We start from the raw sequence: 14284 nt of genomic DNA on the forward strand, positions 1-14284 counted from the left end.
ATTCTCAAAAGAGAACTTTGGCGTAAAAATACACAAAACAATACAGATTGCCCCCGCTTTGCACTATTCATGAAGCACTCTTTAAAAGAACTTCATGGAACCGCTAATAAACCCACTCAAAACAGCCACTGCCCTATGACGCTTTTAACAAAAGCACATGCCTCTGTGACCCAAAAAGTGACACCCAAAAACTGCTTTATTTTAACTGCTGAAGATCTCTCCCCCACATTTATATAAAGAAACCTCTAAACAAAACTGTTTAGCCCGTCAATGGTTAATACATCAATATCCCCATAAATATAAAGGATAAATTTGCTCAACCATATCCGCTTGCATTCATAGAGTGAACCTTCAAAAGACGCCTCATCTATGAGTTTTAGGGGTTTTGAGTATTTTGAGGGTTCTTTTTACCCCCCTTTATATATTTTTTTTCAATCGAAAAATAAAAATCATTATATTTCAATATATTAGCATTTTAGAGATACAATCTATATTAAAACACAACCTATAAATACAACCCGCGGTATATTTTTGAAGGTATTTTGAGGGTGTGAGAAACCTTCAAAACCTATCTATAAAATGCATCAAAATACTCATTCTGATATTTTAAAGCACATAGTGCATTTGTCTTTTTTTCATAAAACGAATAGCAGATTTCACTATTTTGCTGATCTGATCTCTCTCATAGGCTGTGGATAAACAGCATTTAAAAAACTTTTTGAAAAAATTTATCCGCTTTTGAATGACTTTACCTCTTCTGATACTCGCTATTTATTCTAAATGGATTTAATTGAATTCATTATTAAAGCATTAAAAGATTTTGCTGATATCAAAGCAGGTACCTTAGGCGGCTTTATTGAAAAGGAAGATAACCTCTCTCATGAGTGCAATTGCTGGGACTATGATGAGGCTCTTGTGTTTAAAAATGGTCACGTTTATGAAAATGCTAGGGTTTATGGCAATGCCAAGGTTTCCTATCATGCCAAGGTCTGGGGTAAAGCCTATGGCAATGCAAAATTAAACAGTCAAAGTAAAGTAAGTGTCGTTCCAAAAAAATGTAAGGTTTATGAAAACGATAATGTTGTCAATATAACTGATAAAACAGAATAAAAATAGATATGGGGGGCGTGCCTTTTTTATGGTGTATAAACGCATATAAAACGCATTGCTATAAACATATCATAAAAGAGAGAGTAAAATAAAAAAAAGCCGCGCCAAGTGATATGACGCGGCTTTCAAATAGCGATTCTTATTGATTAAAATGAATCATCCACAATGGAGTAATCAGTGCATATATACAAAACGTATCATATTGCAAGTGCTTTATGAGAGATATAAAACTTATCAAAAGGAACGTAAATGTTGCGTATGATCTTTAATCACTCATTTGAATTACAGAGCCTATAAACGCTTTTATGGCTATCAAACAAATTACTCAACATGGCAAAATTGTATGGTATGTACGTATTGGTCATGGACCACGCATTAGAATACGCGGTACCTATGGAACGCAAGAGTTTGTTGATAACTACAAAAGCGCACTTGCCGAGTTACAAGGGCTTATACTTCCTAAATCAAAAACTGGTAAACTTGTTGAAGGTTCATTTGCATGGCTGCTTAAACAATACTTTAACAGCTCTAATTGGCATAGCTACTCTAATACTACAAAGAAACAAAAAGAATACATTCTTATGAAGATATGCGACTCCATAGGAAATATTCCATACCAAGCAATTGAAAAGAAACATATCATAGCCGGTGTTGAACGGCGCAAAGATACACCAGCAATAGCTAGAAACTTTCTGAAAGCCCTTAATGGACTTTTTAATTGGGCAATTGATCAAGGTCTTTTGGAAAATAATCCAACTTTAGGCGTCAAAAAACCTCCTCTTAAAAATAAAAGCGGCTTTCCTGTTTGGACAGAAGAAGATGTTGAGAAATATTATCAAAGATGGTCCCATGGTACCCATGAACGCGTTTGGATTGATATTCTTCTGTATACGGGCTTACGTCGTGGTGATGCGGTTCGCATTGGCTGGAAAGATGTCAAAGACAATATTATTCATCTCAAAACAGAGAAAAGTAAATTCCAAACAGATGTTTTTCTTCCTATTTTACCGGAATTAGCCAAAACGCTTGAAGCTGGTCCTATTGGAGTAGAAACATTCATTTGTGGTAAAGAAGGTAAAAAACTAGTTAAAGAAAGTTTTGGCAACCTTTTTCGAGAGACTTGTAAAGTAGCAGAAATCAAAAAATCAGCACATGGCTTAAAAAAATTAGCAGCAACACGCGCAGCTAACTCTGGTGCAATAGTATCACAACTCAAAGCAATTTTTGGCTGGACAAATGATGCTATGGCATCTCTTTACACAAAGAGCGCAGATCGCAAAAGGTTAGCTATAGAGGCGATAAAAAAGCTTCAAAAAGATGAGGGATAGAGGCAAAAAACTCAATAGAATCAAGATTCACCTTTTCCCTTATATTAGACATAACTATTTTATTTTACTTGCTTTTTATTTGCCTAATGAATATACTAACAACTTCATGACATTGGTAAAATTATCCGGCGGGCTATTATTAAAAGAATCAGAAAGTTTTTTGTAAAATTCTTTCCACAAACATTTTTTTCAATAAAGCCACCTAATTAATCAGCCTTAACTTTAGCAAAGATATAAGGCATGTGTTTCATTTATTAAAGCAAATTCTTTTCTTTCAAAAGGTTATAGCCTTCTATCTAACAGCGTTTTTGCTGTAAAATTCAAATTATCTATCTACTCAACTAAAGAACTTTTATTGTTTAGCTTTTGTGCTTTTTTCAAAGAGATGTGGGCTTTCAAGAATAAGCTTTTCTCGTGCTTTTTGTAACTGTTTAATGACTTCATCAATCTTTGACGGAGAACAAAAAGATTCTTGGCTATTCAACAAATGCAGCCTCTCCTTTCCCTCATATAAACATTGCATCTGAGATTGAAGTATTCTAACTTCTTGAAAAAAAAGACGTCCTGTTTCCTTAAAACCATTATTAAGTGCAAAAAGTTGATCAGAAATGGATAGCAGAATTTGTTTTAAAAAACGCTCATTTTCTTGGCGTTTACGATATTCTAAAATAAGAGCATGGCTTATCTCATCTAACTGTTTTTTTGTAGAATCAATTTGACGCAATAAATTTGGTTTTTCCCCCATATCACCTTTTCTCACCTTCACAAGCATAGCATGAATGTCTAATAACTTAATTGCGGAATGAGACAAATAATCAACAACTGTAGGCGTATTAACATAGCGTTTCCGTGCAATCATCACAAACTCACCTAATGACTGTTTTTTACATTCATCCCGCTATTTATTTTTCATTTTACAAGACCATTCTAAAGAAAGTGCTAAAAAATATTACCTCCAATACATTATTCGATGGAGCCCCTTCTCTCTTTTCACGATCAACGTGGAATCCGTGGAGAGAGAAAACGTACAGGTGTATAAAGGATAAGATGTGTTGTTTTTTCCAACACACTACTACCATCAGCAAGAAGGGCTTGACTAGGTGACAATTCTGTACCTTGCATAATTGTGGAAGCCAAAGAACCTTCTCGAGAAAGAGCCATCAACGTTGGCGAAGATGCAAAGACATTGTGTGCTCCCCCATCCACATGAGAAAAATCAAGAACAGCTATTCCATTTTTACGCAACATTTCAATATCTGAGCCATCGCCCACACGATGATGTCCACCCGTAAGACGTCCTGAAACCGCAAGAGCTTTATCTGCTCTGGATACTAAAATAGCGGTTGGCTGCGGAAGTTTTTTTATATCATTAAGTTGGCGCTCAAATACATCAACATCAATATCTGGTGCAGCCATTAATAAACTTGTAATACGACGAATAGGCCTATATTTTCCCTGTAACGCTAACGTTCTAAATGCTTCCATTATAACAAAATTGCCCATAGAATGTGCAATAACCGAAATTTGATCAGCATTGGTTTCACTAATAAGTGTTAAAAGCTCTATCAATCCGTCACGGGCAAAATTAGCACTGTCACGATCATAAATATAAAGAGGAACTGATCCGGCCGAAGGCCAAGAATAATGCACAGCGACAACATTTAAAGAATAATCGTGTGTAAACTGTGCTGTACGAAATGTACCATCTGCAAAATTATTATTATACCCATGGATAAAAAGAAAAATTTCTCTTTTTCCTTTTGGCTTTTTTGCTAAAGCAGCATTTAATTGCTGTTTAAACTGTTCTTTATTATCGTATTTTTGCAATGCTACTGCTGCAAAATACTTATCATGTGTAGGTTTATAGGCATTTATTTCAACAACTCCCTTTACATGTTGCTGAGGAATTCCTACGTCAACACGATTATAATGAACTTTATTTGATCGCTCTGCACCATAAGGTTGAGCGTAATTATTTTGCATCATACGACTCGTTGCAACATACACTGGAACGATGGCTTTTGGAGAAACTGGTTTCCCTTCAACTTCCCTTTCTACGGCAGTCATAGAAGGTGTTGCATGCACCCCATGCCAAAGTACAGCACGTGAATCACTACACGCTGATAATAAAGAAATACAAATAAGAAGTGTTAAATATCTCAGAATCATTATACTTCTCACTGCAACTTCACCCCACCTTATAAAAATATAACATTTCAAATGCATAGATAAAGTAATAAAAAACGAAATATTATTGGCAACACACCAACAAATAACATACAAAAAGATTTTTCTATAATGCCTATAAATCCCCTCTCTCTAACATAACTTCATCTCACTATGGAGAGACTCACTGCGAACTGGTGCGGTCGAGAAGACTCGAACTTCCACGGGTTGCCCCACAGCGACCTCAACGCTGCGCGTCTACCAATTCCGCCACGACCGCACGTGGAAAGAAAAAATCTTGGTTTTTAGCCTTTAACAAATCATAAAGAAAGGTACAAGCCAATTTTCTTTTTCTCATAATTTATTTTATCCGGATGCTTTATAACTTAATAGAGATTACGAGAAATATGGGCTTTACTATGACCTTTGAACCATCATCATAAAATGTGCTTGTGCCGCTTGATCTTTTTCATAATAACCATGAAAGTTTTTTGTAATTGTTGTAGAGCCCTGTTTTTGGATTCCTCTCATAGCCATACACATGTGCTCAGCCTCAATCAATACTGCTACACCATGAGGCTTCAGATACGTTTTTAACGCGTGAGCCACTTGCGCTGTCATAGCTTCTTGAGTTTGTAAACGACGAGCAAAAATATCTACAACACGTACAATTTTTGAAAGACCAACAATTTTTGCATTAGGAAGATATGCTATGTGTGCTTTCCCAATAATTGGGATCATGTGATGCTCACAGTGTGAATAAAAAGCTATATTCTTTACGATTACGGCTTCATTGTATCCTGAAACCTCTTCAAAAACTGTACCTAAGGTTTCTTTAACCGATTGACTATAACCATTAAAAAGCTCGCGATATGCCTTGGCTATACGTTTTGGAGTATCTAAAAGCCCTTCTCTATTTGGATTTTCCCCTATCCATAAGAGTAATGTACGAATCGCTTCTTCCACCTTTTCAATACTCGGACGCTTTTCTTCAGATAAATTTGTGTCTTCTTTAACAACATTACGCATTCAAAAACTCCAAGCTTACTCTATACAAAGCATTTGCTCCATACCTATCTCATTTTGTATAATCTCTATATAAGCGAATTAAAAGTTTAAACAATCACGACTTTCAAAATTTCAGGCAATAGCGCATGATTGATACTATCTATAATGATAAAATACTTAAATATGCTGCACATATAGGCAAAATTGGACGTCTTAATAATCCTGATGCAACATCAAGAAAACATGCACACCTTTGTGGTTCGACAATCACTGTAGATTTAAAAGTGGAAAATGGTATTATTACCGATTTTGCTCACGAAATACATGCATGTGTGCTAGGGCAAGCTTCAGCTTCACTTTTAGCATCTCATATCATCGGACAAACAACTCAAGATCTTAAAATATTGCGTGAAGTTATCTACCAAATGCTAACGCAAAATGGTCCTTCTCCTCAAGCTCCATTTGAGGATTTTTCTTGCTTACAGCCCATTAAAGACTATAAAGTGCGCCATGCAGCAACACTACTACCCTTTGATGCAATGATAGACTGCATTCAAAAAATTGAAGAAAAATAAATGTTCAAATCACAATCTAGACAAAAAAAGTTGACTCGGAATTACACAGGCACTTGGCAAAAAACACCCGGACGATTATTGGGTATTTTCTTAATACGTTTCTATCAAATAACACTTTCGAGCCTTATAGGTAATCAGTGCCGCCATGCTCCGACTTGTTCAGAATATACATATGAAGCGATAGCACGCCATGGGCTTTGGGCTGGTGCATGGATGGGACTCTTTCGTATCATGCGTTGTGGGCCCTTTGGAACAGATGGCTTTGATCCAGTCCCTCCATCGCTTGGAAATTCTTGCTGTTTTTATAAACCTTGGCGTTACTGGAAAATTTCTGACAAACACAACAAATAATCCTTTTCTTTTTTCACATGTATTGATAAAAAATTAGTCTATAAGCTTTTTACTCAATTTTCACGAAACCATCCGCAATCGTTAGCGGAATTGGATTAAGAGGGTTTTTTTATGTCTTGCTCTATTTCTCTTTTTTTTCCCGATGGTTCAAAACGTAATTACCCCGCCGAAATGACAGGCTTGGAATTAGCAGAATCTATTTCTAAATCACTTGCAAAAAAAGCAGTCGCCTATAGTCTTGATGGTATCACGCGAGACTTATCGGATCCATTGGGACAATCTGGTCAAGTAGAGATTATTACCCGAGAAGATTCACGCGCTCTTGAGCTCATAAGGCATGATTGCGCCCATGTCCTTGCTGAAGCAGTGCAAGAGCTCTTTCCTGAAACGCAAGTAACAATAGGTCCTGTCATTGAGAACGGATTCTATTATGATTTTGCACGCCAACAACCTTTCACATTAGATGATCTCACCGTCATTGAAAAGAAAATGCGTGAAATTATCCAACGCAATAAACCTTTTAGAAAAGAAATTTGGTCTCGTGAAAAAGCAAGAAAAGTTTTTTCTGAGAAAAAGGAATTTTATAAAGTTGAACTTATTGATAGCATTCCTGAAAATCAAGATTTAAAAATCTATTATCAAGGGGAGTGGTTTGATCTTTGTCGCGGACCGCACATGCAATCTACAGGGCAAATTGGGAATGCTTTCAAATTAATGAAAGTTGCAGGAGCTTATTGGCGTGGCGATGCCAATAATCCAATGCTCACGAGAATTTATGGAACAGCATTTGCAAATGAAAATGACTTAAAAGCCTACCTCCATATGCTAGAAGAAGCTGAAAAACGTGATCATCGCCGCTTGGGACGTGAAATGGACTTATTTCACTTTCAAGAAGAAGGGCCAGGAATGATTTTTTGGCACAAAAAAGGTTGGAAAATGTTCCAAAATTTGATCAGCTATATGCGTAGACGCCTTGATGATCATCAATATGCTGAAGTTAATGCACCACAAGTTCTCGATAGGTCACTCTGGGAAATATCTGGCCATTGGGGTTGGTATAAGGAGAATATGTTCAAAGTAATTTCAGCAGAAGAAGATTCAGATCATGGGAATGTTTATGCCCTTAAACCAATGAACTGCCCTGGTCATGTGCAAATTTTTAAACATGGTTTAAAATCTTATCGTGATTTGCCTATTAGACTTGCTGAATTTGGACTTGTTCATCGTTATGAGCCTTCAGGCTCTTTACATGGTCTTATGCGTGTGCGTGGTTTTACACAAGATGATGCGCATATTTTTTGTACTGATGAACAATTAGCCGATGAATGTCTCAGTATTAATGATCTTATTTTATCAACTTATGCCGATTTTGGTTTTAAAGAAATTAGTCTTAAGCTTTCAACCCGTCCAGAAAAACGAGTTGGATCTGATGCATTATGGGATCATGCAGAAAGTATCATGGAATCTGTCCTTAAAACGATTGAAACAAAATTTGCAGGACAAATCAAAACAAGCATCCTTCCAGGTGAAGGAGCATTTTATGGTCCAAAATTTGAATATACATTAAAGGATGCTATCGGTCGTGAATGGCAATGTGGAACAACACAAATAGACTTTAATCTCCCTGAACGTTTTGGTGCATTCTATATTGATAAAGATTCAGAAAAACGTCAACCTGTTATGATCCACCGTGCTATTTTGGGATCAATGGAGCGTTTTCTTGGTATATTAATTGAAAATTTTGCTGGACATATGCCACTTTGGCTTGCTCCTGAACAAATTGTTGTTGCAACAATTACATCCGAAGCAAATGAATATGCCCAAAAAATAACAGCAAAACTTAAAGCTGTTGGGCTTTCCGCAACAATAGATCTCCGCAATGAAAAAATTAACTATAAAATACGAGAACATTCTTTACAAAAAGTCCCCGTAATTTTGGTATGTGGCAAACGTGAAGCTGAAACAAACAGCGTAAATATGCGCCGCTTAGGAAGTACAAATCAAACCCTTTTATCTGTAGAAGATGTGATTAAACAACTCTCAAATGAAGCAACACCTCCAGATTTGCAACGTGTAATAAATGCATAATATCACGGAAGATGGTAATACGTTAATTTTTTACTATAAATTTTCAGTTTTGTACAAAATGAAATAATTTGATATTGTAGTGTGTTTTTGTTTCATGCACAATGACCTGTCACCAGAAAGAATAACGTGCTCTTTCTCTACAAGGTGGATTGGTGAAAAAGTTGAATATAAGCTATGAGCTGTTTAAATGCAAAAATCATAGACAATTGAATATTAATAATAACATTAATCTTTTACCTTTATAATGAAAAAATTCTGCTATTATCATGGATAGATCATTACAATAATTATAGAAACATCAAGCAAGAAAACTGAAAACAAGATTATATTTATTAATAAAAAATATGTAAAATTAGCTGAACAATGATATTTCTTATTCGTAAGATAAGCCCTTATAAAAAGGACAAGATATTGATTTATAATGATAATATATCGTTATTCATATTAAATAAGGTTTCGAATATCATAGGCTTCTCTTATTTTTAATATTTTTATGTTGAATCTATCAAAATCATTTTCTTGCACGAAACAAGCGGAATGAGTGCGTGGATAAAAATTATTGAGAAAAGACTTTTAAAATGCCTACAATGAACCGCCTAAAGTGCTAAGAATTGTTGCAGTCATTGAGAACAGGCTATAATTATAATGATGATGCCGACTTGAACCTTCATAAGTATAAAAATAGCGGTACTCAACGAGTTTACCATTAATCATTCACGAGGCATTATGGTAAAATAAGATTAAGAAGCCTTAAGAAACATCTCTTTAAAACAAGCACATGAATTGGTAAGCTAATGGCATCCTACATCCCGCAATCTACACTGATGAGATATTACCTTAATTTTTATAAAGCCAAATCAAAAAAAATGGCAAAACTCAGCGTTTATTCTTTCTCTTCTTCATGTTTTACCAAATAAAAAACTCGTTAAATATACACATACGATATATGACTACTCGTTGAACGTATAAAATTCTGGGCACATCCATAAAACATCTAAATATCTACGAAACACATATAAAATAAAAAAATATTATTATCGTGCTCTATCAAGAACACGCTTACATTCAATGAGTTCAAACAGAATTTCTTGTAACAATGCTTTATCAGTTTTATCTTTGTAAAGATTCACAGAACCGACAGATGTTTCTCCCTCATTCCTCATGAAACTCAAAAGCCCAAAAGAAGATTTCTTAGGCTTATTGCTAGCATTTTCAGAAGTTTGTACTGCATGTTTCTTCTCTATGACCACATTCATAGCATCAAGATCACCATTACCCAATGCAGTCACAAAAGCAACACCATTTTCTTTCAAAAGGCGTTGCACACCTTTTATCGTATAACCCTGATCATATAGTAACTGCTTAATACCATTGAGCAAATCAACATCGACCGGACGATAATAGCGCCTTCCTCCCCCACGTTTCATTGGTTTAATCTGCCTAAAACGTGTTTCCCAAAATCTTAAGACATGCTGCGGAAGCTCCAATAACTCCGCTACTTCGCTAATTGTGCGAAAAGCATCAGAGCTTTTATCCATTTTGTAACACCTTATTTAAAACAAAATAAATTACTTCACAATGACTCATTCTGTCTCAATTTCTCAACAAGATTAGTCAAAAATAAGACCATCATTGATACCTTACTCACCAGTCTTTTTCTAAAAAATAAAGACCCTTATTTTATACATTTCTTTAACAAATACCAAACATACCATGGCATTTATTTATGAGATATCATTTTTTCTGTTTTGCACGATGCGAATCTAAAATTCTCTGTTTAAGGACATTGGCAGCCTTAAACGTCACAACACGTCGCGGCGGAATCGGTGCTTCAACACCTGTTTTTGGATTGCGTCCAACACGTTCATTTTTACTGCGAACCTGAAAAGTTGCAAAAGAAGATAATTTAACCGCTTCACCTCTTACAAGTGAGTTGCAAATCTCATCCAAAACCAATTCGACTAAAGCTGCTGATTCAGTATGTGACAAGCCCACTCTTTTACAAACTACGCTCGCTAAATCTGCACGCGTTACTGTCTTACTTGTCATTATAACCACCTATTAAAATATTAAAAATTACAAAATGACTTATACGTTTTCTTGAAATATGGTCAAGTAGCCATAATTTACCAACGAATAAGAATTGCTCCCCATGTAAATCCACCTCCCATGGCTTCTAACATGATAAGATCTCCTTCTTTTATTTTTCCATCGCAAACAGCTGTTGTTAAAGCCAACGGAACTGATGCAGCAGACGTATTACCATGTTGATCAACGGTAATCACAACTTTATCTAGTGAAATTCCCAGCTTTTTAGCAGATGCTTCAATAATGCGCTTATTAGCCTGATGAGGTACAAACCAATCTAGTTGTGAAGAATCCATACCTGCAGCTGCAAAACAATCATCAACCACATCCGTTATCATACCAACAGCATATTTAAAAACTTCTCGTCCTTCCATACGCAAATAGCCTGTCGTTTGTGTTGTTGAAGGTCCACCATCAACATATAGCTTATCTATATAAGCACCATTAGAACGCAATTTCGCAGACAATATACCACGCTCAAAAGCAATACCCCCCTCAGTTTCTAGTGCTTCCAAAATAACAGCACCAGCACCATCACCAAACAATACACATGTCGTACGATCTTCCCAATCTAAAATTCGAGAAAATGTATCGGATCCAATAACTAAAATTCTTTTAGCTCCCCCACACCGTAAATAAGAATCTCCTGTTGTTAAAGCAAAAATAAAACCAGAGCAAACAGCTTGAATATCAAAAGCAAATCCATGGCTCATTCCCAAAGCATGTTGAATTTCAACAGCAGAAGCAGGAAAAGTACGATTCGGGGTGGACGTTGCTAAAATAATACAATCGATGTCTTTTATTGTTAAACCAGCATTTGTAAGTGCTGCTTGCGCAGCCTCAACTCCTAAAGAAACAGTTGTTTCATTTTCACTGGCAATATAACGTTGGCGTATTCCTGTACGCTGAACAATCCATGAATCTGACGTTTCAACAAACTTTGCAATCTCTTCATTTGATAAACTTCTTTTCGGCAAAGCACTTCCTACACCACGTATAATTGACCGAATCATTCAGCTCTTACCTTTTCTTCAAATTTTTCATTTCTATTATAAGAGCTTATCATAAGGACTCTCCATTCATCACCACTTCATCTTCTTGGTCAAAAAGTGTTTCTTTATTTTCATGAAATCGCCGTAAATCAGCCGTTATTTTTTGTAAAAGTCCATTATTAACCATTTTATAACCAACGCGGATAGCAGAAGCAAAGCCATTAGCGTTAGCACTGCCATGACTTTTTATAACAACACCATTCAAACCTAAAAGCACTCCTCCATTCACCCTATCAGGATCCATTTTATGTTTCAGTATACGAAAAGCACCCCGTGATAAAAAATAACCAAGAGATGTTAAAAAAGAACTGCGCATTGCAGAGTTTAAAATCTCTCCTATCTGTCGCGCGGTTCCTTCTGCGGTTTTTAAAGCAATATTACCAGAAAACCCCTCTGTCACAACAACATCGACTGTTCCTTTTCCAATGTCATTGCCCTCAACAAATCCTTTATATTCCAATCCTTCTAATTGCACTTCACGCAATATCATTCCTGCTTTTTTTATTTCATAAAGTCCTTTAACCTCTTCCACCCCCACATTTAAAAGCCCAACACTTGGTCTTTCAGTGTGATATAAAGCGCGAAACATACCTGCTCCCATAACCGCCAAATCAACCAACTGACTAGCAGAGGCACCAATTGTTGCTCCAATATCTAAAACAATACTCTCACTGCGCAGTGTTGGCCAGATACCCGCAATACCAGGACGTTCAGCCTCTGCAAGCATTTTCAAACAAAAATAAGACATGGCCATGAGTGCACCCGTATTACCAGCAGAAATGCAAGCATCAGCTTCACCATTTTTTACCGCTTCAATGGCGTACCACATTGATGATTTACCACGTCCATTACGAAGTGCTTGGCTTGGCTTTTCATCCATGCGTGTATAACTTTCTGTAGGGCAAAAGCGCGATACAGAATCCAAACAGGGATATTTTTTTAAAACCGGACGAACAGCCTCCTCTACTCCATAAAATAGAAAATAAATATTTGATAAATATTTTTGTACAATTGCTGCTCCTGCAATAGCTGCTTCTGGACCGTAATCACCGCCCATGACATCCACAGAAATTCTAATCACGCTTGCATATCCCACATCTTCTCATTTACATCTTTAAATACATATTATGATTTTTAGCTCCTGAATACTCACACAGCACATCTTGCGAAAATCGCTCCGCAGAAAATACCGTTTAGCATACAATAGATATTTTTTGTATGCTTTTACAATCACTTCCAATTTTTCAAAACAGAAAATGGAGAGAATTTTCGCTCTGCTTCTTCTAAATTTTCAACCATATTCATCTTTATCCCTTCTTTACGTGGATAATGATTAATAGACAACTCAAAAAACTCTTCCATGATTGCGCCAATATCAATTTTATCATCATAAAACACTTCAGGAGTATCAAGCCCCTCCACATCTAAAAACAATTCCCCTGTATCCTCTGATATTTGGGGCTTCATCAAATTTGAATCTTCAGGAACAAAAACAACCTCAATATTTTCACAAAGGATATTTTCTAATGGTTCTAATGTAACAACACATAACTGTAGTATACGCGCTTGCAACAGACCTTTTATACGCACTCCGCGTTTTTTCCACGGGAAAATATGGAATTTTCCCTCACAAGATTTTACTTCAATTAAATCATGGTTCTGGGCTAAATGTGTACATTCTTTTTTGTTTGCACAAAAATGAACCCTTATACCTTTAGCAGGTAGAGAACGTACAGATATTGGATAAGCCAAAGCAAATGTCATTTGAGGAACATTTTGAACATTCATTGACAACTCCCAAACATAAAAACGCGTAAAGCACTATGTTTTTATTTATCTCAAGTATTTATGCATTTTTTTCTTTTCTAAAGAAATTCTATATGGCATAATTTGCTTTATAACAGGGAAACTCAGTGTAAGCTACGGTAGATTAAGTTAAAATTAGAAAAAACTTGAGGTTGCCTTCTTGTCCTACATCTCAGTATAAAAAGGAGATACCATTGTTTCAAATGCCTCACATAATAGCCTTAATCAAACGTAAATTATTGATTGGTCTATCAATAGCAAGCATAGGAATGCTTGCTGGGTGTAGCCTTCTTGATTCTTCAGGTTCGAGCCAAATTTATAGAGAGGGCTATGTTCTTGATAAAAATGCTCTAAGTTCTATCTCTATTGGCTCAAGTCAAGAGCAAGTTCTTTTAACTTTAGGGACCCCTTCATTAAAAACAAAATATGATAATGAAGTTTTTTATTACATCTCACAGACACGTTATCGTGGGATGCAGTTTATGAAAACAAAGATTATTGATCGCAAAGTTTTAGCCATTTACTTCAATAAAAATAATCAGGTTGCAAAAGTTGCAAATTACGGATTACAAGACGGTCAAGTGTTTGATTTTATTACACAAACAACGCCAACTGTAACGAAAGAACATCCTTTCTTAATTCAAATTATAAAAGGCCCTGCGAATTTGCCACCCCATAACTAAATTATATAGTCTGCATACCGTTTCAATAT

General features: G+C 35.9%; 14 protein-coding genes, 1 tRNA gene and 1 pseudogene. 7 read left to right on the forward strand and 9 right to left on the reverse strand.

What is annotated here, in order from left to right; genetic code table 11:
* The 3 genes and pseudogenes from ACFINW_RS02945 to ACFINW_RS02955 form a co-directional block, all read left to right on the forward strand.
* The coding region (locus ACFINW_RS02945; protein WP_375673780.1) for a hypothetical protein at positions 1-237 on the forward strand (237 nt) is incomplete at its 5' end.
* 543 nt (positions 238-780) lie between these two features.
* Positions 781-1089 (forward strand): annotated as a pseudogene (locus ACFINW_RS02950) (hypothetical protein); the annotation flags it as partial.
* A 326-nt stretch (positions 1090-1415) separates the two neighbouring features.
* A complete protein-coding gene (locus ACFINW_RS02955; RefSeq protein WP_375640362.1) occupies positions 1416-2438 on the forward strand; it encodes a tyrosine-type recombinase/integrase in 1023 nt (340 codons plus the stop codon).
* A gap of 352 nt (positions 2439-2790) precedes the next feature.
* Here ACFINW_RS02955 and ACFINW_RS02960 read toward each other — a convergent pair whose 3' ends face one another.
* The 4 genes from ACFINW_RS02960 to folE all read right to left on the reverse strand — a co-directional run bounded on the left by ACFINW_RS02960 (position 2791) and on the right by folE (position 5633).
* A complete protein-coding gene (locus tag ACFINW_RS02960) occupies positions 2791-3297 on the reverse strand; it encodes a hypothetical protein (RefSeq protein ID WP_015856440.1) in 507 nt (168 codons plus the stop codon).
* A 137-nt stretch (positions 3298-3434) separates the two neighbouring features.
* Positions 3435-4607 carry an alpha/beta hydrolase gene (locus ACFINW_RS02965; RefSeq protein ID WP_375607121.1) on the reverse strand — a complete coding sequence of 391 codons (1173 nt, stop codon included), beginning with the start codon at positions 4605-4607 and terminating at the stop codon, positions 3435-3437.
* Between the two features lie 192 nt (positions 4608-4799).
* Positions 4800-4884, reverse strand: a tRNA-Leu gene (locus tag ACFINW_RS02970).
* Positions 4885-5021: 137 nt separating this feature from the next.
* Complete coding sequence (folE, locus tag ACFINW_RS02975; protein WP_375640367.1) at positions 5022-5633, reverse strand: GTP cyclohydrolase I FolE; 612 nt, start codon at positions 5631-5633, stop codon at positions 5022-5024.
* 125 nt (positions 5634-5758) lie between these two features.
* Between folE and ACFINW_RS02980 the strand changes: the two genes are divergently transcribed.
* The 3 genes from ACFINW_RS02980 to thrS all read left to right on the forward strand — a co-directional run bounded on the left by ACFINW_RS02980 (position 5759) and on the right by thrS (position 8626).
* Positions 5759-6187, forward strand: coding sequence for an iron-sulfur cluster assembly scaffold protein (locus tag ACFINW_RS02980; protein ID WP_375621296.1), 429 nt, complete (start codon positions 5759-5761; stop codon positions 6185-6187).
* The gene (gene yidD / locus ACFINW_RS02985; protein WP_375607118.1) at positions 6188-6538 is read left to right on the forward strand and encodes a membrane protein insertion efficiency factor YidD; all 351 of its coding nucleotides are present in this window, start codon (positions 6188-6190) and stop codon (positions 6536-6538) included.
* Positions 6539-6649: 111 nt separating this feature from the next.
* Positions 6650-8626, forward strand: a complete 1977-nt coding sequence (gene thrS / locus ACFINW_RS02990; protein WP_375640371.1) for a threonine--tRNA ligase — start codon at positions 6650-6652, stop codon at positions 8624-8626.
* Positions 8627-9660: 1034 nt separating this feature from the next.
* Here the strand turns inward: thrS and ACFINW_RS02995 are convergent.
* From ACFINW_RS02995 to ACFINW_RS03015, 5 genes are all read right to left on the reverse strand, one after another.
* On the reverse strand, positions 9661-10164 hold the full coding sequence (locus tag ACFINW_RS02995) for a MerR family transcriptional regulator (protein ID WP_375621298.1): 504 nt from the start codon (positions 10162-10164) through the stop codon (positions 9661-9663).
* A gap of 196 nt (positions 10165-10360) precedes the next feature.
* Positions 10361-10675 carry an integration host factor subunit alpha gene (locus tag ACFINW_RS03000; RefSeq protein ID WP_273791377.1) on the reverse strand — a complete coding sequence of 105 codons (315 nt, stop codon included), beginning with the start codon at positions 10673-10675 and terminating at the stop codon, positions 10361-10363.
* A gap of 77 nt (positions 10676-10752) precedes the next feature.
* Positions 10753-11727, reverse strand: coding sequence for a beta-ketoacyl-ACP synthase III (locus tag ACFINW_RS03005; RefSeq protein WP_375611575.1), 975 nt, complete (start codon positions 11725-11727; stop codon positions 10753-10755).
* A 49-nt stretch (positions 11728-11776) separates the two neighbouring features.
* Positions 11777-12847 (reverse strand): phosphate acyltransferase PlsX, encoded by a 1071-nt coding sequence (gene plsX, locus ACFINW_RS03010; RefSeq protein WP_375611574.1) that lies wholly within the window; start codon positions 12845-12847, stop codon positions 11777-11779.
* 149 nt (positions 12848-12996) lie between these two features.
* Positions 12997-13554 carry a DUF177 domain-containing protein gene (locus ACFINW_RS03015; RefSeq protein ID WP_375611573.1) on the reverse strand — a complete coding sequence of 186 codons (558 nt, stop codon included), beginning with the start codon at positions 13552-13554 and terminating at the stop codon, positions 12997-12999.
* A gap of 221 nt (positions 13555-13775) precedes the next feature.
* On the opposite strand from ACFINW_RS03015, the gene ACFINW_RS03020 reads away from it, so the two are divergent.
* Positions 13776-14255 carry an outer membrane protein assembly factor BamE gene (locus ACFINW_RS03020; protein ID WP_375607172.1) on the forward strand — a complete coding sequence of 160 codons (480 nt, stop codon included), beginning with the start codon at positions 13776-13778 and terminating at the stop codon, positions 14253-14255.
* The last annotated feature ends 29 nt before the right edge of the window (positions 14256-14284 follow it).

Source organism: Bartonella sp. AA18HLJMS, assembly GCF_042197245.1.
Lineage (GTDB): Bacteria > Pseudomonadota > Alphaproteobacteria > Rhizobiales > Rhizobiaceae > Bartonella.

What these genes read in the sequence shown, in the direction of transcription:
- ACFINW_RS02960 (WP_015856440.1), bottom strand. Translation starts at nt 3,297, where the DNA reads ATGATTGCACGGAAACGCTATGTTAATACGCCTACAGTTGTTGATTAT.
- ACFINW_RS03020 (WP_375607172.1), top strand. Translation starts at nt 13,776, where the DNA reads ATGCCTCACATAATAGCCTTAATCAAACGTAAATTATTGATTGGTCTA.
- ACFINW_RS02955 (WP_375640362.1), top strand. Translation starts at nt 1,416, where the DNA reads ATGGCTATCAAACAAATTACTCAACATGGCAAAATTGTATGGTATGTA.
- ACFINW_RS03000 (WP_273791377.1), bottom strand. Translation starts at nt 10,675, where the DNA reads ATGACAAGTAAGACAGTAACGCGTGCAGATTTAGCGAGCGTAGTTTGT.
- ACFINW_RS02995 (WP_375621298.1), bottom strand. Translation starts at nt 10,164, where the DNA reads ATGGATAAAAGCTCTGATGCTTTTCGCACAATTAGCGAAGTAGCGGAG.
- folE (WP_375640367.1), bottom strand. Translation starts at nt 5,633, where the DNA reads ATGCGTAATGTTGTTAAAGAAGACACAAATTTATCTGAAGAAAAGCGT.
- yidD (WP_375607118.1), top strand. Translation starts at nt 6,188, where the DNA reads ATGTTCAAATCACAATCTAGACAAAAAAAGTTGACTCGGAATTACACA.
- ACFINW_RS02965 (WP_375607121.1), bottom strand. Translation starts at nt 4,607, where the DNA reads ATGATTCTGAGATATTTAACACTTCTTATTTGTATTTCTTTATTATCA.
- thrS (WP_375640371.1), top strand. Translation starts at nt 6,650, where the DNA reads ATGTCTTGCTCTATTTCTCTTTTTTTTCCCGATGGTTCAAAACGTAAT.
- ACFINW_RS03015 (WP_375611573.1), bottom strand. Translation starts at nt 13,554, where the DNA reads ATGAATGTTCAAAATGTTCCTCAAATGACATTTGCTTTGGCTTATCCA.
- ACFINW_RS03005 (WP_375611575.1), bottom strand. Translation starts at nt 11,727, where the DNA reads ATGATTCGGTCAATTATACGTGGTGTAGGAAGTGCTTTGCCGAAAAGA.
- ACFINW_RS02980 (WP_375621296.1), top strand. Translation starts at nt 5,759, where the DNA reads ATGATTGATACTATCTATAATGATAAAATACTTAAATATGCTGCACAT.